This window comes from Vibrio misgurnus, from assembly GCF_029635775.1.
Lineage (GTDB): Bacteria > Pseudomonadota > Gammaproteobacteria > Enterobacterales > Vibrionaceae > Vibrio > Vibrio chanodichtyis.
In genome coordinates, this window is the sequence record NZ_CP113241.1 from 118,699 (window position 1) to 142,094 (window position 23,396).

The 23,396-nt window shown below is 42.3% G+C and carries 20 protein-coding genes; 6 read left to right on the forward strand and 14 right to left on the reverse strand.

Annotation, left to right across the window (positions count from 1 at the left end; genetic code table 11):
* Positions 1 to 26: 26 nt before the first annotated feature.
* Genes OOK74_RS00535 through OOK74_RS00550 form a run of 4 tightly spaced genes read right to left on the reverse strand, consistent with a single transcriptional unit; the run spans position 27 to position 3,760 of the window.
* Positions 27 to 1,121, reverse strand: a complete 1,095-nt coding sequence (locus tag OOK74_RS00535; protein ID WP_278182881.1) for a glycosyltransferase family 4 protein — start codon at positions 1,119 to 1,121, stop codon at positions 27 to 29.
* A gap of 23 nt (positions 1,122 to 1,144) precedes the next feature.
* Positions 1,145 to 1,927, reverse strand: a complete 783-nt coding sequence (locus OOK74_RS00540) for a glycosyltransferase family 2 protein (RefSeq protein ID WP_278182882.1) — start codon at positions 1,925 to 1,927, stop codon at positions 1,145 to 1,147.
* A complete protein-coding gene (locus OOK74_RS00545) occupies positions 1,927 to 2,697 on the reverse strand; it encodes a glycosyltransferase family 2 protein (protein WP_278182883.1) in 771 nt (256 codons plus the stop codon). Before OOK74_RS00545 ends, OOK74_RS00540 begins: the two co-directional genes overlap by 1 nt.
* A complete protein-coding gene (locus OOK74_RS00550; protein WP_278182884.1) occupies positions 2,690 to 3,760 on the reverse strand; it encodes a glycosyltransferase family 9 protein in 1,071 nt (356 codons plus the stop codon). The genes OOK74_RS00545 and OOK74_RS00550 overlap by 8 nt, the downstream gene beginning before the upstream one ends.
* Before the next feature lie 99 nt (positions 3,761 to 3,859).
* Between OOK74_RS00550 and OOK74_RS00555 the strand changes: the two genes are divergently transcribed.
* From OOK74_RS00555 to neuC, 4 genes are all read left to right on the forward strand, one after another.
* On the forward strand, positions 3,860 to 4,588 hold the full coding sequence (locus OOK74_RS00555) for a 3-deoxy-D-manno-octulosonic acid kinase (RefSeq protein ID WP_278182885.1): 729 nt from the start codon (positions 3,860 to 3,862) through the stop codon (positions 4,586 to 4,588).
* 275 nt (positions 4,589 to 4,863) lie between these two features.
* Positions 4,864 to 5,559 (forward strand): acylneuraminate cytidylyltransferase family protein, encoded by a 696-nt coding sequence (locus OOK74_RS00560; RefSeq protein WP_278182886.1) that lies wholly within the window; start codon positions 4,864 to 4,866, stop codon positions 5,557 to 5,559.
* Positions 5,556 to 6,599 carry an N-acetylneuraminate synthase family protein gene (locus tag OOK74_RS00565; RefSeq protein WP_278182887.1) on the forward strand — a complete coding sequence of 348 codons (1,044 nt, stop codon included), beginning with the start codon at positions 5,556 to 5,558 and terminating at the stop codon, positions 6,597 to 6,599. The genes OOK74_RS00560 and OOK74_RS00565 overlap by 4 nt, the downstream gene beginning before the upstream one ends.
* A 3-nt stretch (positions 6,600 to 6,602) precedes the next feature.
* Complete coding sequence (gene neuC, locus OOK74_RS00570; protein WP_278182888.1) at positions 6,603 to 7,727, forward strand: UDP-N-acetylglucosamine 2-epimerase; 1,125 nt, start codon at positions 6,603 to 6,605, stop codon at positions 7,725 to 7,727.
* Positions 7,728 to 8,155: 428 nt separating this feature from the next.
* On the opposite strand, the gene OOK74_RS00575 is transcribed toward neuC, so the two are convergent.
* The 10 genes from OOK74_RS00575 to OOK74_RS00620 form a co-directional block, all read right to left on the reverse strand.
* Positions 8,156 to 9,151: a glycosyltransferase 52 family protein gene (locus tag OOK74_RS00575; RefSeq protein WP_278182889.1), complete on the reverse strand. Its 996-nt coding sequence runs from the start codon at positions 9,149 to 9,151 to the stop codon at positions 8,156 to 8,158.
* 4 nt (positions 9,152 to 9,155) lie between these two features.
* Positions 9,156 to 10,418: a lipid IV(A) 3-deoxy-D-manno-octulosonic acid transferase gene (waaA, locus tag OOK74_RS00580; RefSeq protein ID WP_278182890.1), complete on the reverse strand. Its 1,263-nt coding sequence runs from the start codon at positions 10,416 to 10,418 to the stop codon at positions 9,156 to 9,158.
* Positions 10,412 to 11,467, reverse strand: coding sequence for a lipopolysaccharide heptosyltransferase II (gene waaF / locus OOK74_RS00585; RefSeq protein WP_278182891.1), 1,056 nt, complete (start codon positions 11,465 to 11,467; stop codon positions 10,412 to 10,414). Before waaF ends, waaA begins: the two co-directional genes overlap by 7 nt.
* Positions 11,468 to 11,550: 83 nt before the next feature.
* Positions 11,551 to 12,717 (reverse strand): nucleotide sugar dehydrogenase, encoded by a 1,167-nt coding sequence (locus tag OOK74_RS00590; RefSeq protein ID WP_278182892.1) that lies wholly within the window; start codon positions 12,715 to 12,717, stop codon positions 11,551 to 11,553.
* 110 nt (positions 12,718 to 12,827) lie between these two features.
* Positions 12,828 to 13,772: an ADP-glyceromanno-heptose 6-epimerase gene (rfaD, locus tag OOK74_RS00595; RefSeq protein ID WP_278182893.1), complete on the reverse strand. Its 945-nt coding sequence runs from the start codon at positions 13,770 to 13,772 to the stop codon at positions 12,828 to 12,830.
* A gap of 106 nt (positions 13,773 to 13,878) precedes the next feature.
* The gene (locus tag OOK74_RS00600; protein ID WP_278182894.1) at positions 13,879 to 15,393 is read right to left on the reverse strand and encodes a hypothetical protein; all 1,515 of its coding nucleotides are present in this window, start codon (positions 15,391 to 15,393) and stop codon (positions 13,879 to 13,881) included.
* 171 nt (positions 15,394 to 15,564) lie between these two features.
* Positions 15,565 to 17,751, reverse strand: coding sequence for a YjbH domain-containing protein (locus OOK74_RS00605; RefSeq protein ID WP_278182895.1), 2,187 nt, complete (start codon positions 17,749 to 17,751; stop codon positions 15,565 to 15,567).
* Positions 17,748 to 18,557, reverse strand: a complete 810-nt coding sequence (locus OOK74_RS00610; RefSeq protein WP_278182896.1) for a capsule biosynthesis GfcC family protein — start codon at positions 18,555 to 18,557, stop codon at positions 17,748 to 17,750. Before OOK74_RS00610 ends, OOK74_RS00605 begins: the two co-directional genes overlap by 4 nt.
* Positions 18,557 to 19,246, reverse strand: coding sequence for a YjbF family lipoprotein (locus OOK74_RS00615; RefSeq protein WP_278182897.1), 690 nt, complete (start codon positions 19,244 to 19,246; stop codon positions 18,557 to 18,559). The genes OOK74_RS00610 and OOK74_RS00615 overlap by 1 nt, the downstream gene beginning before the upstream one ends.
* A 66-nt stretch (positions 19,247 to 19,312) precedes the next feature.
* Positions 19,313 to 19,543: a hypothetical protein gene (locus tag OOK74_RS00620; RefSeq protein WP_278182898.1), complete on the reverse strand. Its 231-nt coding sequence runs from the start codon at positions 19,541 to 19,543 to the stop codon at positions 19,313 to 19,315.
* Positions 19,544 to 20,085: 542 nt separating this feature from the next.
* Here OOK74_RS00620 and OOK74_RS00625 point away from each other — a divergent pair.
* Positions 20,086 to 20,574, forward strand: a complete 489-nt coding sequence (locus OOK74_RS00625; RefSeq protein ID WP_278182899.1) for an outer membrane beta-barrel protein — start codon at positions 20,086 to 20,088, stop codon at positions 20,572 to 20,574.
* Positions 20,575 to 20,681: 107 nt separating this feature from the next.
* On the forward strand, positions 20,682 to 23,336 hold the full coding sequence (locus OOK74_RS00630; RefSeq protein ID WP_430741954.1) for an SLBB domain-containing protein: 2,655 nt from the start codon (positions 20,682 to 20,684) through the stop codon (positions 23,334 to 23,336).
* Positions 23,337 to 23,396: the final 60 nt, after the last annotated feature.

A 23,396-nucleotide genomic window follows, 5' to 3' on the forward strand; every position in this document is an offset into this window, starting at 1 on the left:
CGCGATTTGATCATACAAGTGGCTGATCATTCGTGATTGAGCAGTGAAGCAAAGAAAGCGAGGTGCTGTTTGGCACTTTCCTGACACGAGAAATCGCTGATCATTCGTTGCTGAGCTTTCTGTCCCATTGTTAAGCGGCTTGGTTCGGAATGATAAAGCCACTCAATTTTTTCTGCGATTGCATCAGCATCATTAGTTGGCACGATAAAGCCAGTTTCACCATCAATCAGTAGTTCTTTCCCTCCGCCGGTTGTCGTTACGACAGAAGGAACGCCCATCGCCATTGCTTCAATGATGGTTTTCGGTAAACCCTCACCACTAATCGAAGGTTGTACTTGTACTTGGCTTGCCGCTAATAATTGAGGTACATCTTTGCGATAACCAAGAAAATGGATGCGTTCACGCATTCCACTCTGTTCAGCCAATTTGAGGTTGTGTTCGGTTTCCATATCACGTCCAACCAGCAGGAGATGCAGGTTGGTGAGCTGTGCAAGCTGTTTGGCACTTTCAAGTAGGATGTGCACGCCCTTACTCGGGCGAGCATTTGCAATACAGATTGCCGTAAAGGCATTGTTTGGTAAACCGAGTGCGCTTAGATCGGCTGGTTGTGCTTGATACCAAGCAATATCATGTCCTTTATAAATAGTGAGCACTTTCTCGGCATGTTTCCATACTCGCTGACGCACATCATCCGCCACCGCTTGCGCAACGCAACTAATCCCATTCACTCGAGGATGGAGATGGGTTAAGTAGGCGCTCGGATCATGGCGATATAAGCCACCGACGGTTCCACGATAAGTGACTAGCTTAGTGTGTTTAAAGCCGATGCAGGCAAACGCCGCATTAGGAATGGTTTTCGAGTTCATCGCATATACTACGTCATAATGCTCTTCGCGCAGCGCTTGACGTAGGGTTTTAATGGTATGCAAACAAATCTTTTTACTAGGGTAACAATCGATAATTTTGACGCCATTGTCGCGAAAACGCGCGACATATTCAGCATCACCTTGGGTCATAATCGTAACCTCATGCCCCAGTTTTGCCATTTCGATAAACATTTCGGCTTCAGGGCGGACACTATTCCAAGCATCTTTGTAGGAACTGCAAATTAAAATTTTCATATAGTTACCATGATGCATTTAAATTATAGATATTGCCCAATGCCATTTTCACAACGAGTTAACTTATTTTTAATGGTGTTTTCTAAAATTTCATCATTTTTTGTTAATGATGCTCGAGAATTTTCTGGATGATAAAGGTGATAACCTACACCAGAAAATTTTAGATATAACCTGCGTTTACCAGCATTAAGCATGCGCAAAACAAATTCACTATCTTCTCGGCCCCAGCCAATAAAGTCTTGGTTAAAGCCATTCACCTCAATAACATCCTTTTTCCAAAAAGCCATATTGCAACCTCGAGTTGCCTTATCATTATTGCGTTCGTAAGAAAATAAACGAGACAATATAGAATTAGTAATGCAGTTTTTTCTGTTGCGTAATCCAGCTGTGAAAATATTTGGTGTGAGTTGTTCTGCGATTATTTTTCTTGCACAGTCTTGATTGGTTATAACGCGGCCACCTTGCACGAACCACCCTGATTTTGCAGATTTTTTATGGGATTCAATGAAGTTTTTAGAGAGAGCCATGTCACCATCAATCATGATCAAATAATCACCAGAAGCTTTGGCTATTGCTCTATTTCGGCTCATTGATAGCTGAAATCCATTATCTTCTTGCCAACTATGTATTAGTGGAATGGGATAGGATTGACGAACTTTTTCTATCATGAGTGCAGTATCTTCACGTGAGCCATCATCCGCTACAATAACCTCATCAGGCAATACCGTTTGGTGTAACACACTATTGAGTACAGCCTGTAAGGCTTCTTTCCAGTTATATGTGGTGATAATTAAAGAAACTTTCATTATTTATGATCCTGCTCTCTTAAATAAAGATCAACATATTTTATGAAGGTCGAATTCATACATAACCATGCTAATATAAAACCATGTTTACCATCTAAAAATCCGAGTTTAATAATATACATTTTTATAAAACTGGCTAAAGCATGAGTAATAGCTATACTCAGACTTGATTTTTTCTTACCCTCGCGCTCATCAGTCCAGGCTTTTAAGTATCCAGTTGTTTTATTGATATAGTGATGCAAGTTATCATAGGTGAAATGTTGTAACCTACCGGAAAGTTTTTTTACTTTATATGGTCCCACAACAACTTTTTCGTGCACTAAAGCATCATCGTAATGGGTATCTTTTGTTCGATATAAACGGACAATCCAGTCAGGAGACCAACCTGAATGATGAATGAATTTACCAAATGCCGAGCTGAGGCGATTAATTGCATATAGTGTATTAGCAGGATCATCTTGTATGGCACGTAATATATCAGCTTTCAACTCCGGCGTGACGCGCTCATCGGCATCCAGCCACAGTACATAGTCTGACTCAATATAGGACTGTGCTAAGCGACGTTGAGGGCCAAACCCAGGCCAATCGGAATTAACGTAAAATTTATTGGTGAAGCGGCGAGCAATCGCTTCGGTTTCATCACTGCTGCCAGAATCTAGGATCACAATTTCATCAACCCAGCCAACGACAGTTTCTAAGCAAGCTTGTAAATGTTTTGCTTCGTTTTTAACGAGCAGGGCGACCGCTAAGGTCGGTATTGAATTAGCCATGAGTTGAGTTACCTAAGTGAGTGGCGCGAGACATGATGCGATCAAATTGGTTGATTACTGCATCAACCGTGATGGCTTGCATTAAATCAGTACCTTTAGCTCGGGTGCTCCAAGCTAATTCAGCGAGTGGTTTACCTTGTTGCTGTGTGACGGCTTGTTCGTAGACGCTCACTACATCATCCACATTAAAATAAGGACCGGTACGTTTGGGGTTGCTGTGTGCGTAAAGCCCAAGCACTGGAGTGCCTTGGGTGGTGGCAATATGTGCTGGTCCTGAATCCGGAGCAAGTACTAACTTTGCCTCTCCAAGCACGGCAGTCAACTGTTTTAGGCTTGTTTTACCGACCAAATTTAGCACTGGGTGCGTCATCAATTGGCTAATATTGGCAGCTAGTTGCTGTTCACGCTGAGTTGGTGAGCCACACAATGTGACTTGGTAGCCTTGGCTAATCACATAGTCAGCAAATTGTGCATAACGTTCAGTCAGCCAGTTACGTTCATCTTTACTGGCGGCAGGGCAGATCACAATCGTTGGTTGTTGGCCTAGCTGAGTACGAGCAAATTGACGGTCTTGTACACTGATTGCTAGGTTCCAACTGGGCGTTTGGCGCGGTACGCCAAGAAATTCGGTGAATGAGAAAAAACTATCGAGCACATGGGCGGATTCGGTATCAGCAATCTTGCGGTTAGTAAATAACCACTGACCTTCTTTGGCTCGTTTAAAGCTAAAACCGACTTTGTATCGTGCACGAATACCGAGAGTCAGCAAGCTCGCACGCAGCGCCAATTGCATGTGTACTAATGCATCAAATTTGCACCCTTTAAGTTGTTGCCAAACCGCCTTGATCCCTGTCCAACCCGCTTTTTTATCAAACACGATGAATTCAACGTTGGGCAGCCCTTGCAGTAATTGGGCTTCAACTTTACCAACCACCCAAGTAACTTGAGTTTCTGGCCAGAATTGTTGCAGGTTTTGCACGGCGGCAACCGCATGACAGACATCACCAATCGCTGATAGGCGCACAAAGCAGACCGAGTTAGGTGGCGCAGAAAAAAGGGGCATCGAATAAAACTCATCTATTTAATGAGGCTAAATTATGCAGACTCCACTGATAAATGTAAAATAAGCGCTGAGTAAACCCGCCGATTAGGAATTTTGCGCGTGATCAGACAACAGCAGCTAAACCAAGATCAAACGATTTGGTATGACGACCAATGGGTGACTGAACCGTTGGAAACCTTGTTTGATCCCACATACTGGCAAACGAATGAGAAGGTGATTGGTAGCGCACAGGGCAGAGGCACCACTTGGTTTGTGCAAATGCATCATTTGCCTGCGGCATTGCGTCATTACCGTCGTGGTGGTCTGTTTGGCAAGTTGATAGTCGATTCCTACTGGTTCAGCAGCTTGGAAAACACCCGTAGTTATCAAGAGTTTATGTTGCTCGATCATTTGCGTACGCAAGGAGTGAATGTGCCACGGCCAATCGCTGCACGAGTGGTGCGGCATGGTTTGGTTTATCAAGCCGATATTTTGAGTGAAAAAGTGGCGAATGCGCGTGATCTGGTGGCGGTATTACAGGCTGGCCCGCTGGAGCATCAGGTATATCAGCAGATTGGCCAACAAATCGCTAAGCTGCATCATGCCCAAGTTAACCATACTGATTTGAATATTCACAATATTTTGCTCGATAGTGATGATCAAGTCTGGCTAATTGATTTTGATAAATGCGCGCAGCAAGCTGGTAATTCATGGAAGCTAGTTAACTTGGAGCGATTAGAGCGTTCATTTAACAAAGAGTTGGTGAAGAGAAGTATCCACTGGAATCACAATGATTTTCAGTCATTACTAACAGGTTATGAAAATCAAAAAACTAGGATAAGGGTGTAAGTTATTCTATTCAATAGTGTAGTCTCTTATGCTTTAATTGTATGAAGCGATACTGCTAAATAGTTTCAACTTCAAGTCTATCATTACAACTAAAAATTGCTTAAAATAGTCTTTAAAATTTAAAGTAGTAGACTGTTTAATGGTATTCAATATCATAAAGTTCCATTATTACAATGGGATAGCTATTTGGTGAGCATTAGATATGGATAAAAATCATCTCAGTAAGTAAAGAACCACTAAGATGAAAAGTGAAAAATTTCTTAGGTGAATAAGCTATGAAAGATAAATTTGTTGCACTTATTACCGCTAGAGGTGGCTCTAAAGGTTTACCAAGAAAGAATGTACTTACTTTGTATGACAAGCCATTAATTAGTTGGACAATAGACGCAGCTCTTAATTGTTCGCAAATTGAGCGTGTTTTTGTTACCACCGATGATAAAGAAATAGCCGATATAAGTAAAAAATGGGGGGCTGAAGTTATACAACGTCCAGCAGTGTTGGCATCAGATACAGCTAGTAGTATTGATGTGATTTCCCATGCAATTTCTTGGCTAGAAAGTCATAACATACCCTGTCAAAGAATGGTACTTCTCCAGCCAACGTCTCCACTGAGAACAAGCCAGCATTTGCAAGAGGCTTTCAATGTTTTTTATGAACATAATGCGAATCTTGTTATTAGTGTTTTTGAACCATCACATACCCCGATAAAGTCATATATTGAATGTGAAAATGGTAATATTAAAGGTTTGTATAGTGATGAGGCTCCATATGCAAGAAGACAGGATTTACCTAAAGCATTTCAGCCTAATGGTGCAATTTATGCTTTTCTAGTAAATGAATTTAAAATAAATAATCACTTTCCAAGAAGCAAGGTGTTTCCATATGTGATGTCAAAGGAAAACTCTATAGATATTGATACGCTTGAAGATTTAAATCTTGTAGAAAGAAAATTAAAGGAGGTAAATAAATGATTAACTCAGTATTTGAAATTTCTGGACGTAAAATTGGGCTAGATTTTGATCCACTTGTAATTGCAGAAATTGGCATTAATCATGAAGGTTCTCTAAAAGTAGCTTTCGAGATGGTTGATGCAGCAATTGATGCTGGAGCTGAAGTAATTAAACATCAAACTCATGTCGTCGAAGATGAAATGAGTGATGAGGCTAAAAGTGTTATTCCTGGAAATGCAGAAGTTTCAATTTATGAAATTATGGAGCGATGTGCTCTTAATGAAGAAGATGAGAAGCGTTTAAAAGAATACATTGAATCAAAGGGCGCTATTTTTATTAGTACTCCATTCTCACGTGCGGCGGCATTACGCTTGGAAAGAATGAAAGTGCCTGCTTACAAAATAGGCTCTGGAGAATGTAATAATTATCCTTTACTTGATTTGATCGCTAGCTTTGGTAAGCCAATCATTCTTAGTACAGGAATGAATGATATTATATCAATTGAAAAGGCAGTTAATATTTTTCGCAAGCATAAAGCTCCATTTTGCTTATTACATACAACAAATTTATATCCGACACCTGACAATTTAATTCGTCTTGGAGCTATGGAAGAACTGCAAAGTGCATTCCCTGACGCTGTAGTTGGCCTTTCAGACCACAGTATTGATAATCTTGCATGTTTGGGGGCCGTAGCCGCAGGTGCATCGGTTCTTGAGCGCCACTTTACGGATAGAAAAGATCGTCCTGGGCCAGATATTGTATGCTCAATGGATGCTAAAGAATGTGCTGAGCTCATAGCTCAATCTAAACGAATGGCACGAATGCGAGGTGGTAAAAAAGAAGCAGTAAAAGAGGAACAAGTAACCATTGATTTTGCGTACGCAAGTGTTGTCACGATTGCTGATGTTAAAGCTGGTGAAGCATTTACTCGGGATAATCTCTGGGTGAAACGCCCTGGGACAGGTGATTTTCTAGCGGAAGAGTATGAGAAATTACTTGGTAAAGTCGCATCACAAGCAATTCCTGCTGATATTCAACTGAAGAAAGAATACGTAAAGTAAATTATGAAAAAAATATTATTTTTGACAGGCACACGGGCAGATTTTGGTAAGTTGAAAAGTTTGATTACAAAAGTTGATCAGCACTTAGAATTTGAGGCTTATATTTTTATTACTGGTATGCATATGATGGCAAAATATGGCATGACAGCAAATGAAGTAGAAAAAGTAGGCTTTAAAAATCTATATAAGTACATTAATCAAAATGGTTATGATTCGATGGACGTAGTTCTGTCCAAAACAATTCAAGGACTTTCTGATTATGTGAAAGAGCTTCAACCAGACATGATTGTTGTGCATGGTGATCGTGTAGAGGCTATGGCTGGAGCGATTGTAGGAGCTTTAAATAATATATTGGTATCTCATATTGAAGGGGGGGAAGTTTCTGGGACGATTGACGAGCTGATTCGTCATTCAGTATCAAAGATGTCCCATCTTCATTTTGTATCAAATGAGTCTGCAAAATCTCGTTTACTGCAACTTGGTGAGTCAGAGTCAAGTATTTTTATCATAGGCTCTCCAGATTTGGATATAATGAAATCTAATAAATTACCTAGTTTAGATAATGTAAAATCTAGGTATGACATTAAATTTGAAGAATACTCTGTATTTATGTATCACCCAGTTACAACAGAAATCGATGAATTGGAACATAATATCTCAGAGTCAGTTACTGGTATAATTAATAGTGGAAAGAATTATATTGTTATTTACCCTAATAATGACCATGGTTCAGATGTTATTATAAGAAATTTCGATCGACTAAAAGGCAATGAAAAATTTAAAGTTTTCCCAAGTATTCGTTTTGAGTGTTTTCTTACAATTATAAAAAATGCAGAATTTATGATTGGTAATTCTAGTGCAGGTGTACGTGAAGTTCCATTTTATGGTAAGCCAACAATAAATTTGGGGTCACGACAAAAAAATCGTTCAAATGCGGAATCAATTATTAATGTTAAAGAGGATGCTCAATTAATCGTTGATGTAATAAAAAATTGTCACAAAAATCATTTTTCTCCTATAAATGAATTTGGTGAGGGTAATAGTGATAGTTTATTTATAAAATATATTGAAAATAAAAACACTTGGAATGTAAGTAGGCAGAAGGTTTTTATGGATCTAAAGTTATGATAATTCTACATATTGCAGTATTTAACGATAATGCTAGCCATCTTGGTTTTAAAAATATCAGATACAATATATAGAATATTATGTGATTGATCTGCTAGAGATTCTTAATGCATATAAACATTATATGTAATCGTTCACCAATAAGTAATTGACTATTGTCTAGAGTTAGGGGTAGATAAGCTTGATAAGTCCACGTTTCTTGTAGGTTTCTACCAATGTGCCCATTTGACCCATGAACTTATCACCAGCATCTGATGTGGCACTAAAGTAAGCGGCGAATAAACATTACATACCAATAACACCAAGGCATTGAGTTGACAGGCTCTATGAACCAAGCACAAAAATGGTTACAAATTCAGAGTGAGACCCCGCCTTGGTACAGCCATTGATAATTATAATATTACGATTAAAAACTAGAGAGTGTAATATTATATTTGATCTAAGCGATCGATTTTTTGTACATTTATAGCTTTGAGTTGACGATCTAATTCATTACGGATTTCTTGATCATGGTGATCATTTGATACCGTATAAATTGGCATTTCAGGATACAGTAACCGGCAAGTAAACATTACGGTTGAATAACTGCCTACAAAGGCTGAGAGTTCAATATGTTTATCAATAAGTTCAATCTCTAGTGGGTACTCACTCTGGTGATAGATAATATGCTTGTTATTCTCTAAAGCTTGACGAACTTCTTGAGGCTCTGTTCGATGTGGAAAATAAATAATTTTTCGCTTAGAGCACATTGCTAAACTTTCTAATTCTTGTATATATTGTTTGGTCGATTTATGCTTTTTATTACCAATTGCTCCTTGTCCGATATAACCAATTGGAGCTTCAGAATTATATAGTATTGGATTTCCGTAATGGTTTTTTAGATGTTTAAGTGTGTTTTTGTGAATTTTATGTGCCGTTGGGTTTAAATTAAACAATGTAAACACCTCTAAACTATGAGATTGCTCAAGATAGCCAACGGGTAAACATCCTTGTAATCTTATAATAAAATCCTGAATTAAACGAGGTCGATAAAATGGTTTTTTTGGTAAAATATATTTTGGATATTCGACTAATGTCAAAGTACCATCATCGAAATAAATTTCCTGTTGAATTGGCAAGTTCTTTATTATCATTTTGGTTCGTAACGCATTATATTCTGCGTGAAAAAAACGCTCAATATTTTGATTGTTTGTAAATTTTTTTATTTTTCTGATTGCTTGTGGTACATTGAATCTGCGGTGTGTTGGTGGAATTCTAATTACTTGTGACCAATCATTTGAGCAGAATAAATTTTCCAGTTGTGTTATGCCATGGAGGGTTGTTTGGTTAACAAGAACTAATAAACAATTTTGGCAGTTGAAATGGGCCTTTGCTTCTAAAGCAAGAATGTATTGTAGAGGTGTGGTTACCAAAAAAACGTTCATTGTTTTAATCCTGAGTAAAGTCGATGGTATGTTGTAGAGAGCCTTGATTAGATTGAACTACGGTCGTGGCATTCTTGCTCAGTTGAAAGCGAATGTTAGGTTCATTAATTAAGCATTGTAATGCCATGGTTAGTTCATTTTCAGGTTTAATTAAAATCCCAGATTCAATCAATAGCTGTTCAATGATTTCTTTAAAATTAAAATAACTTGGCCCAGTGATCACTGGCACCCCCAAAGCAACTGGCTCTAACACATTATGCCCGCCGACTTTATTGCCAAGCAAGCTTCCTCCCATAAAACAGATATCAGCGGCACCGAGTAAAACCAGCATTTCACCCATAGTGTCGCCAAGATACACTTGCGTGGAGTCGACAACGGTGTTTGCTTGTGTACGCCTTACTGTTTCGAAACCTTGTGTTTGGCATAATTCGAAGACCGAGTTAAAACGCTCTGGGTGGCGAGGAACTAATATTAAGAGTGCATTTGGGTGGGTTTCTAACACTTGTCTATGAGCATCTAATACTTGCTCATCTTCGCCTTTGTGGGTACTTGCGGCTATCCATACAGGCCTTTGTTGACCAAGCAGAGCACGTAGTTCCACGCCTTGGCGTTTGATCTCATCGGAAATATGGATATCGAATTTGATCGAGCCCGTCACACAGAGTTTGTTTGTCGGGACGCCAAGTTGAGCGAAACGATCAGCGTCCGCTTGGGATTGGCAAAGGACTTTACTCAAGCAAGGGTGGATAAGATTAAATAGCGGTTGAACTTTGGCGTAGTTTTGCTGAGATTTTTCTGACAAACGGGCATTGACCACGATAATTGGGATATTGGCTTTGTGCACAGTTGCGAGAGTATTGGGCCACAGTTCTGTCTCAATGATCAGCATCTTGGTCGGATTTATCGCTTTAAGAAAACCACGAACGGCAAAGGCAAAGTCGATAGGCATATAGCGATGTTCAACTAACTTCCCCAGCTTTTCAATTTGTTCAGCGCCAGTGCTGGTGGTGGTGGTCACGACAATCACTTGGCTGGGCGTTTTCTCTTTAATTGCTTTAATTAGTGGAATCGCCGCGAGGCTTTCTCCAACAGAAACTGCATGGATCCAGATTGGTTGGTTTTGCGCATCAAGCTTTGGGGTGATGCCGAAATGCTCTTTCCAACGTTTGCTGAACTTGGGCTTGTTCGGCTTGCTACGATACAAACCAAACAACAGCAAAGGTGCCGCTAAACCCAGTAGGAGTGTGTAGATCAATCTCACTAACATGCGTTCACCGCAATTGCGTCGAGTTTACGAATACTGTCTACCACTTGCTTTGGTGTCAGTTCAGACAAGCATTTGAGGTGTTGGTATTGGCACTCACGCTTAAAGCAGGGGCGACACTCAATATTGGTGTGAACAATTTCTACGTTTTCTGCCAAAGGCGGTGTGTATTTTGGTGATGTTGAACCATATAGCGCGACGACATTGCAACCCACAGCCGCAGCGACGTGCATTAGGCCTGAATCGTTGCTGACAACCGTGTGACAAGCCGCCAGTAGATCCACCGCTTCAATCAAACTGGTTTCGCCAGCCAGTACGTGAATTTGGTGATGAAACGCGCTAGGTACGCCTTGTTTAATGCCATTACAGGTATCGCGATCTTTTTGCGAACCAAACAACCACACTTGATGACCTTGTTGGCACATGGCGTGGGCGACTTCGGCATAATGATTTTCCGGCCATTTTTTTGCTGGTCCAAATTCAGCACCAGGACAAAGACCGATCACTTTGCTCTGCATCGTAAGATTAAACTTCGCCAGTGTTTGTTGCTGAGCATCAGTATGGATAGACAATTTAGGTCGAGGCAGGGCTTCTAACCCACCTAACGATGAGGAATCGAACATTTGCTCACGTGGGTGAGCCAAGGCCACGTAGCGCTCAACCATATACTGAAACGCTTTTTTGTTAGGGCGTAAATCATTGAGCAGCCCATAACGTATTTCGCCGCGCCAACCGGTGCGCAGAGGGATATTGGCAAACCATGGAATGAGCGCCGATTTGGCCGAGTTAGGCAAAACGTAGGCGTGATCGTACTTAAACTCTCGCAGAGACTTACCGATTTCACGGCGGCCTAGTAAATTAAAATCACCATGTCCGAGGGGCATTTCAATTGCGCAATTGACTTCGGGCATCCGCTCCAAGATCGGTTTACACCATCCAGGGGCAATGACGTCAATGAGAGCATCGGGATGTTGCTGTTTTAGCGTGGTATAGAGTGATTGTGACATCACCATATCGCCAACCCAAGAAGGGCCAATGATTAAATATTTCATTGTTATCTCTTACATCGCTACCTTGTTGTAAATGGCCCGATAATTTAAATTGTTAATCATATAGTTATGTGCTTATTCTGCGTTTAGTCCGTCCCAAACAAATCACGAGTGTATACTTTGTCCTCAACATCTTTTAGCTCTTTGGTCAAACGGTTAGAGACAATCACATCCGCTTGCTGTTTGAATGCTTCAAGATCTTGAATGACGCGCGAGTGGAAGAAGTGGTCCTCTTTCAGCACCGGCTCGTACACAATCACTTCGATACCTTTGGCCTTGATGCGTTTCATAATGCCCTGAATCGAAGAGGCACGGAAGTTGTCTGATCCCGCTTTCATTATCAAACGATAAATTCCTACCACTTTAGGTTGGCGCTGAATGATTGAATCGGCGATAAAATCTTTACGAGTGCGGTTGGCATCCACAATCGCACCAATGATGTTATTCGGCACATCATGGTAGTTGGCTAGTAGTTGCTTGGTATCTTTTGGCAAACAATAACCACCGTAGCCAAACGATGGGTTGTTATAGTGGGTACCAATCCGTGGGTCGAGCCCTACACCCTCAATGATATGACGGCTATTAAGGCCATGCACTTCGGCATAGGAATCCAGCTCATTAAAGTAAGCAACGCGCATCGCAAGATAAGTATTCGAAAACAGTTTTACCGCTTCCGCTTCGGTTGAGTTGGTAAACAGCACCGGAATATCTTGTTTGATCGCGCCTTGTACCAACAAGTTAGCGAACGTTTGTGCTCGTTCACTTTGCTCACCAACAATAATTCGTGAAGGGTAGAGGTTATCGTACAGCGCCTTACCTTCACGCAAAAATTCAGGTGAAAACAGAATGTTGGAGCATTGCAGCTTGTGTTTGAGTTTTTCCGTGTAGCCAACTGGAATGGTCGATTTAATCACCATCACTGCGTCTGGATTAATCTCCATCACATCACGCATCACCGCTTCGACTGATGCGGTATTAAAATAGTTAGTGGTGGGATCATAATCGGTTGGCGTAGCAATAATGACAAAACTCGCACCTTGATAGGCGGTGAGTTTATCGGTGGTCGCGGTGAAGTTGAGCTTTTTTTCGGTCAGGAACTGTTTGATTTCTTGATCCACAATCGGTGACTGGCGACGATTGAGCATCTCAATTTTTTCTGCGTTGATGTCGAGAGCAACGACTTCATTGTGTTGGGCTAGAAGTAATGCATTGGACAGACCTACGTATCCAGTTCCCGCTACCGCGATTTTCATACTGTTCTCTCTATTTTGTATTTCACCTTTTCAGGTGAGGGTATGATTTCTTTTACTTTTTTCCTCGCCCCCTTTTTTGTCACGATGTGGAGGCGATCAGGTGAGGTATCTTATTGGAGATTAATTTTCGCCATATATTCTGCGACACCTTGGGCTACAGTTTTAAACTGCACATCGCAGCCTGCACCACGCAGTTTAGTTAGGTCGGCCTGCGTAAATTCTTGATAAGCGCCTTTTAGGTGGTCTGGGAATGGAATGGTTTCCACTTCACCACGGCCATGGAAGGCAATTACTGCGTTAGCCACTTCATTAAACGATTCCGCTTTGCCCGTGCCACAGTTAAAAATACCAGAGATGCCATGCTCTAAAAACCATAGGTTAACGGCTGCTACATCGCCGACGTACACGAAATCACGTTTAAATTGCTCGCTGCCTGCAAACAGTTTTGGATTTTCGCCCGCATTCATTTGGTTATTTAAATGGAATGCCACCGACGCCATCGAGCCTTTATGCTGCTCACGTGGGCCATAGACATTGAAATAACGAAACCCGGTAATTTGCGACAGCGTTTCACCATGCTGTGCTGCATCCGCCCATAGGCGGCGCACATAGTTATCAAACTGCTGTTTGGAATAACCGTACACATTCAGCGCGCCTTCGTATTGCGGCTCTTCAATAAAGGTATCGGTATCACCGTAAGTGGCCGCAGAAGAAGCATACAGGAACGGGATTTCACGCTCTAAACAGTAGTGCAGCAGCTCTTTTGAGTATTCATAGTTATTGAGCATCACATACTTGCCATCCCACTCGGTGGTGGCTGAACAGGCACCTTCATGGAAAATCGCTTCAATCGGCCCGAAATCATCCCCTGCCATAATTTGTGCCAGAAAATCATCTCGGTCCATGTAGTCTGCGATTTGCAGATCAACCAGGTTTTTGAATTTACGACCATTTTTTAAGTGATCAACGACCAGAATATCGGTAATACCACGTTGATTAAGTGCTTGAATGATGTTGCTGCCAATCATGCCAGCGCCGCCAGTGACGATGATCATAACCTTTTTGCCTTATGCTAAATAAATTGGCGAAATAGTAGCAGGAAAGGAGGGGCGAGGAAAGAAAGGGCCTAGGTTCTAGAGTCTAGAACCTAGGATCTGGAACTTATTCCGCTCCCTGTTCTAACCACACCCAAGTATACGGTTGGCGTTTGAGCACATCTTGCTGATCTTGCTGTGCCGCGATGTTTTTGAGTAGAGGGATAGTATCAGTGTTTAGATCCTCTGCATTGGCAGAAGATAAATTTTGGTGTTGATATAAAAATGCTTCTTGCACGGCTTGTATATTAGTTGATAGCAGTGAGACAAATGTTTTTGCATTTGTATTCAATCTATCGTCCATATTGGTTCGATTAAATTTTAAGGTTGGAATGTTTTTTGTTATTGGGGTGTAAAACACCTGACGAATAGATTGGTTGTCATTAGATTGGCGCTTGGTGCTAACTAGTACACGTTGAATCCCTGATTGTGCATTTAAATTACCAGTATCAATGGTTATGCATTGACCATTTTGGGATTCTTGACAGTTTTCAATTTTAATTTCTGGTTGGTTTGGGAATTCATCTAATATATGGTCAGCGTTTAATACACCATTATTTGTGCCTTGGGAAACATGTTGTACTCCCCAATGCAGAGCTTGGTTATTGACAGCTTGTTGACCTTTTAAATAAAGATAATAATTTTCATCACCAATGCTTGCTGCATAGCTAAAATTACCGTCTGTATTTTGTGTAAGTGGCTGCCATAAATAAGCGTAATTAGCATTGCTAAGTATTTTTTTTCCATTTACAAATAGTAATGCATTTTCAATGGTTAAATTTGCTGGTGATCTCCATATACCACCGGTCCAATCAACTGGATCAAGAACAATGGGTGATCCTTGAATACCTCTTTGTGAAAAAGGGGTAAATTTAAATCCTAGTAAAGACTCTATGCGCTCATCCTTAGTTGTATAAATTATTGCTAATAGTGGATGTTGTTGCGAACTAAACTCGATGGCTGTATTGTCTGGATTATCTTTTTTATAATATTTTGTTATTTCATCTAGGTTTTGAGTGCTAGTGTTAAAGCCAGATAACAAATTAGAGCCTGACATTCTTTGAATAAAGCCATTTACGGTTTGTACTTGTGGATTGGCGCTATTGGGGGTTAAGCAAGAAGTGCGATTTCCGTCAGTATAAATAGCAAATGAATCAGGTAGTACAGATTTGGCAAAAGTGGTTACGTCGGTAATTCTGTTTGATAATTGATAATAAGCAAAGCTTAAATATCCATCATCAGGAATAGTACTTTGTGTGAAACGAAGTTGATTAACTTTTAGGTCTAAACTAGTAAAATTTCTAACGATGCTACCATCAGCATTATGAATAAATACCTCATATTGTGTAGAGGTTGTATTAATCGGCTGTGTTGAATAAGCGACTATCGTATCTTTTATTTCTGAATTAAAATTAGGAGCATATCCGAATATTTGACAGTTAATATCTGTGGGCTGTATCGTTCCAGTACCTAAAAAATCAATAGTAAAATACTTAACGGGTGCAGGAGAACTGCCGCTTTCGCCGCCGCCGCAGCCCATCAGGGCAAGTGCTATTACGCTAGAAATGATTGGTTTATGCATTAGATAGAATCCCTGAGTTTGCCAGATTGCGTTTCGTTGTTGTCATGCAAAAAATGATCCTAAAATCTAGACCCTAGACCCTAGACCCTAGACCCTAGACCCTAGACCCTAGACCCTAGACCCTAGACCCTAGACCCTAGAACCTAGAACCTAGAACCTAGAACCTAGAACCTAGAACCTTTCATACCAAGGGCTTCTCGCATCGGTCATCTTAAATAAACCGTACTGACGTGAGAGCATTTGCCCGCCATCACGTTGCAGTGGTAACCAAGAAACATTAACCCGTTCGGTGCTTGGGCGAATGGTCATCAAATCCAATGGAATCGAAATATAGAAGCCTTTGGAGAAACTGCCTTCGCCAAATTCTTCAGCGGAGAGATCGGTTTTAGTGGCAAAGGCACCGGCGATAACGCCACTGGCAAACTGTTTTGAGAAATCAACCGTAAAGCCGATATCCTCGGTCAAATAACGGCCAGCACTGACTTTGAGTAGCGTATTATCCAGCAGCGACCAAAATTGCGGTTGCCAATACAGTGTGGCATGACCGGTGAGGGTGCCAGTTTGTACGCGATATTTATTACCAGTGTCGGCATCGTATTGATGTTCTTGTTGATACAAGCCAAAAATAGAGCTTGGGTCGCGCTGTTTGACATAGTTACCATCAATCCCGATGGCCCAGTTTTTACCCAGTGGACGGTACAGCAGTTCGCTGCCCACCCCTGCAAACATAGTTTCGAGATAACCGGCATAAGCTTGGGTATAAAATTGCTGCCATTGATCAAAATAAGTCAGTTGCAAATGGCTGACTCGAATCGGTTCTTCAAAATATTGGCGTGATAGGGTGCGTACCCGTTTTAAATCGGTACCATCTGGCGGTACGGTATAGTTGAACTTGTCATAGTTATCGATCAAGTTGCCATACAAAGTACCGGAAACTCGCCAATGATCGCCCATTTTATAGCTGGCATTAGCATTAATGCCAATCGCGTAAAGATAAAAATCTTCTGATCCACCAAATGACTGTTGTAATACCGGTGAAAAACCAAAGCTCCAGCGTTGCTGTTGTTCGGCTTTTAACTCGCCATTGTTCGGCGCTGGGTGAGTGGATTGTTTGGCATCAGCCAGCTTCACATCGGGGTAATCGTGATCGATGACTCGTTTGAATGCGGCACTGTTCAAGTGAGTTTCGGTTAATGGTTGATCTTCACTGGTCTCAATAATTCGGTAGCTACGAGTGTGTATCCCAGTATTGGCAATTAAAGTCGCTGCACGTTGCTCGGCTTGCTCACGGTCGCGGTATTTTACCTGAGTACCTTTGACTACAATGCTATCGTGTTCTTGGTACACTTCGACGGGTTGATAACCAGCAATAGCCGCTAAATCTTCCGTTAAGTTTTGCCACTCTTCATCACTGAGCTCGGTCCTGCTTGGGGCAGGTTGGTAAGTCGGGGCTGGCGAATCGATCCAGGTTGGTTTAAGTGAGGCAACATTGGTTGCTAAAGTTAGGCCTGCGGTCAAAGTATTGCCACGCTGATAGCTGACCCGTAAATCGGCCCAATCGGTGAGCGCATAAGCCATACCAAAGTTCCATGGCGTAGCGACTGGCATTGGCTCTCGGCCACGTGTTACCGGAAAATCACTGCGGTAATCATTACCATCGTATTCCAGTTTTAAGCGCAGTGGTGCCAATGGTGTTTGGTATTCAATGCCACCAAATAGGGCGGTACAGCCAGTGAACATGCGCCCCAAATCAAACATGCCACCGTTGCCGCCGTAGCTGCCATCACGTCCGCAGTCTGGGCTGGCGGTTTTATCGCCACTGAGATTGGCGCGATTACCTAAATAACCCCAACCGACCCCTAGAGTAAAATCGAGTGGACCCACGTGTTTAGTGGCGACTAAATATTCACCATCAAATAATCCGGTGCCGCCTATATCACGCAGTCCGAGTGAAATATCAGGTAGCCAATAGTTTTCTTGCCATAAGCGCAGTTTGGCATCGATCGATTTATCGGTGTATTTGGTATCGCCACTAAAGCTTGCATCATTACTATAAAGCAGTGCATGCACTTGGGTATAGCGCACGGTGGTTTCTAGCCAAGGGAAAAGTTGCAGTGAAATTGCATAATGCAAGTAATCGTCATTATTCGTGACCGCTAAACTCAGTTCACCTTCTGGTAGCATACGAGCGCTGGGCATTTGGATAAGCCCAGTGCCGCCAAAATCCGCTTGTGCATGGCGCAGTGGCGGGTAGCTAAACTCATCGGCAAAAGCTTGCCGTGGCATCAGTATACTACTCACCATGACAGCGAGTAGTGAGAGGGAAGAATTCAATTGCGAAGAGCGGCCAGTTTTCATAACGGTAATCTATTTCTCAGTAGTTCGATCACTAACTGATTGATATCAGTGCTTGCGGTGTCGGAATAAACAGCAGAGTGAGTTAGTGGTAGCGGTACATATATGATTGCCCCAGGGGCTACTTCGGCAAAGTTTTGGTTCCAATAGGCGACGGTATGCTTTTGCACCGTGCCATCAGGCTGAATGACGATAATTTCACTAATTTGTTCATCGAATAATCCTGCGGCTTGTGCATAATCTTTGGCTGAGCGCCTGTTAAGCCAAGCTACCTCTCCCGGTTTGCTTACTGCACCATAAACAGAGACGTGAGTTGATTTTTGTTTGAGAGTGAGTAACCACTGACCATTGAGTCGCGGGTTATCCTGCGCAGCAATTCTGGTCCAATCAGGGTCCAGAATGCCAAATACGCGTTTCGCTACATCAATATGGCGCAGTTGCGTATCAAGTGATGTCCATAGCGCTTGCTGAGTCGCAGGGGCCGCCGCTTGCCGATCGGCCAGTTTCAATAGCACTTCGCGTTTAAATAAAAAAGCATGGCTTAAATCAAACAGTCCGGCACTTGACCACTCTACATCCAGCGTACTGAGCTGGTAATGTTGTAGTGCTTGCATAGTGGCGTGATCAAGCCGAACCGGCTCGGTAAAACGCAGTTGCACGGCATTGCCTGCCAAGCGAGCTTCTAGAGTGGTGGCGAGTGGTGTAGCCGCCAATAGTGAGTTTGCACTTAACCCGCACATCATCACGATTAAGGTTAGCCAAGCGTTCGAGGGAAAGGCCACTTTTAAGGGATGCCAAGCTTGCAACATTAGATGCCTCCTTGGTTTAAATAAGATTTACCGACCGCTAATGCATAACGATTTAAACCGGGAGCCAATTGTTGCTCGGTGGCAATAACCGCCCCTGTGGTTGGGTCAAGCCAGTAGAAGTTGTGATATTGCTGCTGAATCGCCTCGATAGTGATGCGTTCGTTAATGCGTAGTAGAGTGCGAAACTCGCCGTTTGGCAGTTGTTTGATCTGTTCACCTTGATTGACAAAATGAGACTGCGCCAAATAGCGAAAATGATAACCCGGTTGCCAGCTTAAGTAGAACTGCCAATCACGTGGGGTGGTGGTTTTATGTAATCCGAGTTGCAGAGGATCAACCGAATCAGATTCAAGGTGAATTAAGTTTTCGCTATCCAAGTTCAACGTTTTGGTAATTCTGCCACCTTGGGTGACAATCATTTCTTGACCAGATGAGACCCATTTTAATGCGGTATGAGAATTATTCGAGGTTGGCTCAGCCCAAGCTAATACCATTAATGCGAGTGGATTATTATTCTGCTGAATATATAAACTGGCGTAAGGAATACTGGCAACGGTTTGTGCTGAAATAACCGAAGCTTCTGGTCCAAAAATCGCAAGTTGCAAAGAATCAGATAAATGTTGCGCATTCTTTGCACATCCAGAAAGCAGAAATAACTGACAAAGAACGAAATAATATATTTTGCGCATGATAGATTGATCTAAAAAATTATAAGAAAACAACCGCTTTACGCGGTTGTTTTAAAGGTAAGATGACTACTTAGCTGCTGAAACAGAAGTTGTAGTATCTGTACCTGAGTCGCTCGCTGCTACTGCAACGACCGCTACTGCTACCGCAGCAACAGCAACTGCTGTTGTGGTTGCGGAGCCTACTGCTGCAGTGCTAGCAGCAGAACCGCCGGCACCAGATGTTGCAGTTTCTTCTGCTGCAGTGGCAAAACCACTGGCCAGCAGTGCACTTAGTAATACGAGTGCTGATTTTTTCATTGCTATCTCCATGAAAGATATTTATTACATCGATGTACATCCGCATCAATCGCGGATCATGCAAAAGATAGACAGAATTGCTTTTAATGTAAACAAAATAAAGGGAATAACGGAAAATATATTAATAATAATCACTAGAATTATCGGGATAGAATGAGTTTCTAAAATTAACCAATATAGACTTCACAAGCTTAACCAAGCTCGGTATGATTTCGCGCCTAATTGAGCAAATTAAATGATATTTTGCTCAAATTAAATGATGATAATTTGAAAGTTTTCATCGCTAACTTAAGCTTTTGTGATGCGAATCTCATAAGTGAGCCTGGTTAATAATAAAAAACTAAGGTAAGGGTAGCAAAAAAGTAAAAGATAAGAGAAAAACGGTTCTTAGAACCTCAACAATCAGCCATTACCGCGTTAGGAGGAACGATACCTCAGGGCGGTAGCGTATTTAAAATACGGTTGACTTAACCGATTCTGTCGTCAAGGAACGTTTTGTGAAATCATCAAGATGCCTTTTATCGAAGCCCATTTGGCTTAGTTTGGGACTTATTGCACCAAGCTTGATGGTGCCCAGTGTTACTGCAGCAACCTATGCAGGCATTGCTTTGACATACAGTAATGCCGAATATCAACCCAACCATACTGCCTCATTTAGCGATGGTTCACCGATCGCCGTCGCTTTGCAAGCGGGCTATTTTTTCAGTGATTATCTTGGCCTTGAAGCGCGTTATAGTACTTCGGTGCAGCGTAGTTCGGGGATTAGTATTGATAATTTGGCTGCCGCGTTGGTTAAACTCAATTTACCCATGTCAGCACAAGTTTCTCTGTATGGTTTGGCGGGTTACTCCTATTTTAGTTTAGATAAACAAGGGGTAGGTAGCGTGGATGAGTCTGGATTCAGCTCTGGCATTGGCATCCATTACGCACTGGATAACCGAAGTGCTATTGCATTCGATTTTATTAATCACGCCAATGGCGATGAAGCACGTTTAAATACGGTTAATTTGAGTTTTCAGTTTAAGTTTTAATCGATGACGTGCTAACTCAGGTCGTTTTAACAACCAACCACGCTCTTAACCAACCCCAAGCATTACGCTCATTATTTTCTCATTTTGCCTAAAAGCGAAGCAACCTTATGACCCAAGGATACATTTTACGGACACTTAGCCTAGTGGCTAGCTTGAGCCTACCGGTAGCGATGGCGCAAACGCCGACCCCGGAACAGATCCAAATGTTTAAAAATTTACCTGCCGCGCAACAACAAGCGTTGGCGAGTAAATATGGTATTGCCTTGCCAGCCTCGGTGAATAACTCAGCCAGTTATGAAAATCCGGAGGTCATTATGCCTCGTTCGTTAAATGAACAGGCCGCCCAGGGTCAGCAGCAAAACAAGACTAAGTCGCAAAATGGACAAGACAAAGCGCTTGAGCGTTTTGGTTTATCGCTGTTTTCGGGTTCACCCAGTACTTTTGCCCCCGTCGGTGATGTGCCAGTACCATCGGATTACACCGTTGGCGCTGGTGATGAAATTGTTATTCAACTATTTGGTAAAGATAACCAGACGCACCGCTTAAGAGTTAATCGCGCTGGAATCATCAATTTTCCTTCATTAGGCCCGGTTCAAGTTGCAGGGCTAAAATTCTCAGAAGTACGTCAATCCTTGGCTAAACGAGTTGAGGAGCAAATGATCGGCATTCGCAGTGATATTTCATTGGGTGAGCTGCGCACTATGCAAATCTTTGTGATGGGCGATGCTTACAAACCGGGTGCCTACACCGTCAGTGCACTGACCACGCTTTCACAAGCCATTTACTACAGTGGTGGTTTTAGCCAAAGTGGCGCGCTGAGAAATATTCAGCTAAAACGTGAAGGTCAAGTGGTGGTGCAACTGGATCTGTATGATCTGCTCCTGAAAGGTGATACCCGTAATGATGTGCGCTTAATGCCAAGTGATGTGGTATTTATTGGCGCAGTGGATAAAACCATTGTGATTGATGGTGAAGTGAATCGCCCCGCGATTTACGAAATTAAAAATAATGAAACCTATCAAGATGTCATCAATATGGCTGGCGGTTTTACGCCTAACGCTTATCAAGATAAAACCGAAATCAAACGTTATGCCAATGGTGGGATCCGCAAAGCGTTAACACTGGATTTGACCAATCAACATGACTTAAAAAGCAAAGTTAATAATGGTGATGTGGTCAAGATTTTGAAAAAGAGTGAGCAATTAAGCCACTATGTTGAAATCGCTGGTGATGTTCAGCATCCTGGATTTTTTGAATGGAAGCCAGGGTTACGAATTGCAGATGTATTTCAATCGGTAGACAGCGCTTTTAATTCTACGGCGGATGTCAATTATGCGCTGGTGGTGCGTCAAATCAATGTTCAACGTGATATTCAAGTGCACCAAATTAACCTCGCGAGCGCCATTCTTGACCCGAATGGCCGAGATAACCTCACGCTACAATCCCGAGATCGTCTATTAATTTTCAACCGCTTTAATTACCAAGATTTTGATGGTACGAATATCGCTGACAAAGAAACAGAAAATCGAGCTAAAACCCTTGAACAAGCGCAACTGCAAGCGCAAGTCGAGCAAGAAAAGGAACAAACAGATACTCAGTTAAGCTCCCCCTCACTGGAGAAAATTCAGTTTGCAGGTAAAAAAATCACGCATAATGAGTTTGAAAAGCTCAAACAAAATACTCGGCGCAATCTACTGGCTCCGGTATTGCTGCAACTGCATCAACAGTCTCGATCTGGTCGCGCGCCACAAGTTGCCGAAGTGGTGGGTGAGGTTAAATTCCCAGGGCGCTATCCGATCACTGAGCAGATGACGACCTCGGCTTTGATTGAAGCGGCTGGCGGCTTAACGTTTAATGCTTATACCATTAGCGCCGAATTAGCTCGGCGTGAAATTGATGCCAATCACGAGAGAGTGAGCACCCAAATTACCGCGATTGATTTACGCCAAGCTTTAAGTGATCAGCCAACAAACAAATTTATTCTGCAAGGCATGGATAAATTGAACGTATTGGAAAAACCGTCGGCAAAACTGCAACAAACCGTAGTACTGCAAGGTGAAGTGTTGTTTCCGGGCACTTACACGGTGCGGCAAGGTGAAACGTTGGCTGACTTGTTGAAGCGCGCGGGTGGTTTGACTGAATTTGCCAACCCGCGTGGCGCAATATTCACTCGTGAAGCGTTACGTTTACAAGAGCAAAAATTACTCAATCAGTATGCGGCGGATATGCGAGCAGAAACCGCGAAGAAGACCTTCCGTGCTGATACTAATTTAAGCTCGGTGATTTCCGATCCGGATAAAACCTTAGCTTTTGTTGAAGAAGCTAGCCGCAGTAAAGCTTTAGGCCGCATGGTAGTGCAGCTTAACCGAATTTTACGCGATGAAAGAAGTGCCGATTTTATCCTAGAGGATGGTGATTTTCTATTTGTACCCACTTTCCGTAATACGGTATCCATCATGGGCGAAGTGCAGGTGCCGGTGACCTATCTACTGGATAGCACATTGCGCGTGGATGATTACGTCAATAAAGCGGGTGGGGTGAAAAAACAAGCCGATGAAGACCGTATCTTCGTTGTACGAGCTGATGGTTCGGTTTACAAACCGAGTTCGGGCTATTGGTTTGGTAACAATAAAGACCAATTACAAGCGGGTGATACTATTGTGGTTCCACTAGATACCGATTACCGCGATGCACTGAGTACTTGGACTGCCGCCACTCAAATTCTGTATCAAACCGGTGTCGCGATTAATGCACTGAAGTAGCCTAGAGATTTGAAATCTAGAACCCTATAAACTCATTTCACCGATCCTATTCCTAGTCCC

Bases quoted from the DNA above. Each gene is read 5' to 3' on its own strand.
- OOK74_RS00535 (WP_278182881.1), bottom strand. From the start codon at position 1,121: ATGAAAATTTTAATTTGCAGTTCCTACAAAGATGCTTGGAATAGTGTC.
- OOK74_RS00540 (WP_278182882.1), bottom strand. From the start codon at position 1,927: ATGAAAGTTTCTTTAATTATCACCACATATAACTGGAAAGAAGCCTTA.
- OOK74_RS00545 (WP_278182883.1), bottom strand. From the start codon at position 2,697: ATGGCTAATTCAATACCGACCTTAGCGGTCGCCCTGCTCGTTAAAAAC.
- OOK74_RS00550 (WP_278182884.1), bottom strand. From the start codon at position 3,760: ATGCCCCTTTTTTCTGCGCCACCTAACTCGGTCTGCTTTGTGCGCCTA.
- OOK74_RS00560 (WP_278182886.1), top strand. From the start codon at position 4,864: ATGAAAGATAAATTTGTTGCACTTATTACCGCTAGAGGTGGCTCTAAA.
- OOK74_RS00565 (WP_278182887.1), top strand. From the start codon at position 5,556: ATGATTAACTCAGTATTTGAAATTTCTGGACGTAAAATTGGGCTAGAT.
- neuC (WP_278182888.1), top strand. From the start codon at position 6,603: ATGAAAAAAATATTATTTTTGACAGGCACACGGGCAGATTTTGGTAAG.
- OOK74_RS00575 (WP_278182889.1), bottom strand. From the start codon at position 9,151: ATGAACGTTTTTTTGGTAACCACACCTCTACAATACATTCTTGCTTTA.
- waaA (WP_278182890.1), bottom strand. From the start codon at position 10,418: ATGTTAGTGAGATTGATCTACACACTCCTACTGGGTTTAGCGGCACCT.
- waaF (WP_278182891.1), bottom strand. From the start codon at position 11,467: ATGAAATATTTAATCATTGGCCCTTCTTGGGTTGGCGATATGGTGATG.
- OOK74_RS00590 (WP_278182892.1), bottom strand. From the start codon at position 12,717: ATGAAAATCGCGGTAGCGGGAACTGGATACGTAGGTCTGTCCAATGCA.
- rfaD (WP_278182893.1), bottom strand. From the start codon at position 13,772: ATGATCATCGTCACTGGCGGCGCTGGCATGATTGGCAGCAACATCATT.
- OOK74_RS00600 (WP_278182894.1), bottom strand. From the start codon at position 15,393: ATGCATAAACCAATCATTTCTAGCGTAATAGCACTTGCCCTGATGGGC.
- OOK74_RS00605 (WP_278182895.1), bottom strand. From the start codon at position 17,751: ATGAAAACTGGCCGCTCTTCGCAATTGAATTCTTCCCTCTCACTACTC.
- OOK74_RS00610 (WP_278182896.1), bottom strand. From the start codon at position 18,557: ATGTTGCAAGCTTGGCATCCCTTAAAAGTGGCCTTTCCCTCGAACGCT.
- OOK74_RS00615 (WP_278182897.1), bottom strand. From the start codon at position 19,246: ATGCGCAAAATATATTATTTCGTTCTTTGTCAGTTATTTCTGCTTTCT.
- OOK74_RS00620 (WP_278182898.1), bottom strand. From the start codon at position 19,543: ATGAAAAAATCAGCACTCGTATTACTAAGTGCACTGCTGGCCAGTGGT.
- OOK74_RS00630 (WP_430741954.1), top strand. From the start codon at position 20,682: ATGACCCAAGGATACATTTTACGGACACTTAGCCTAGTGGCTAGCTTG.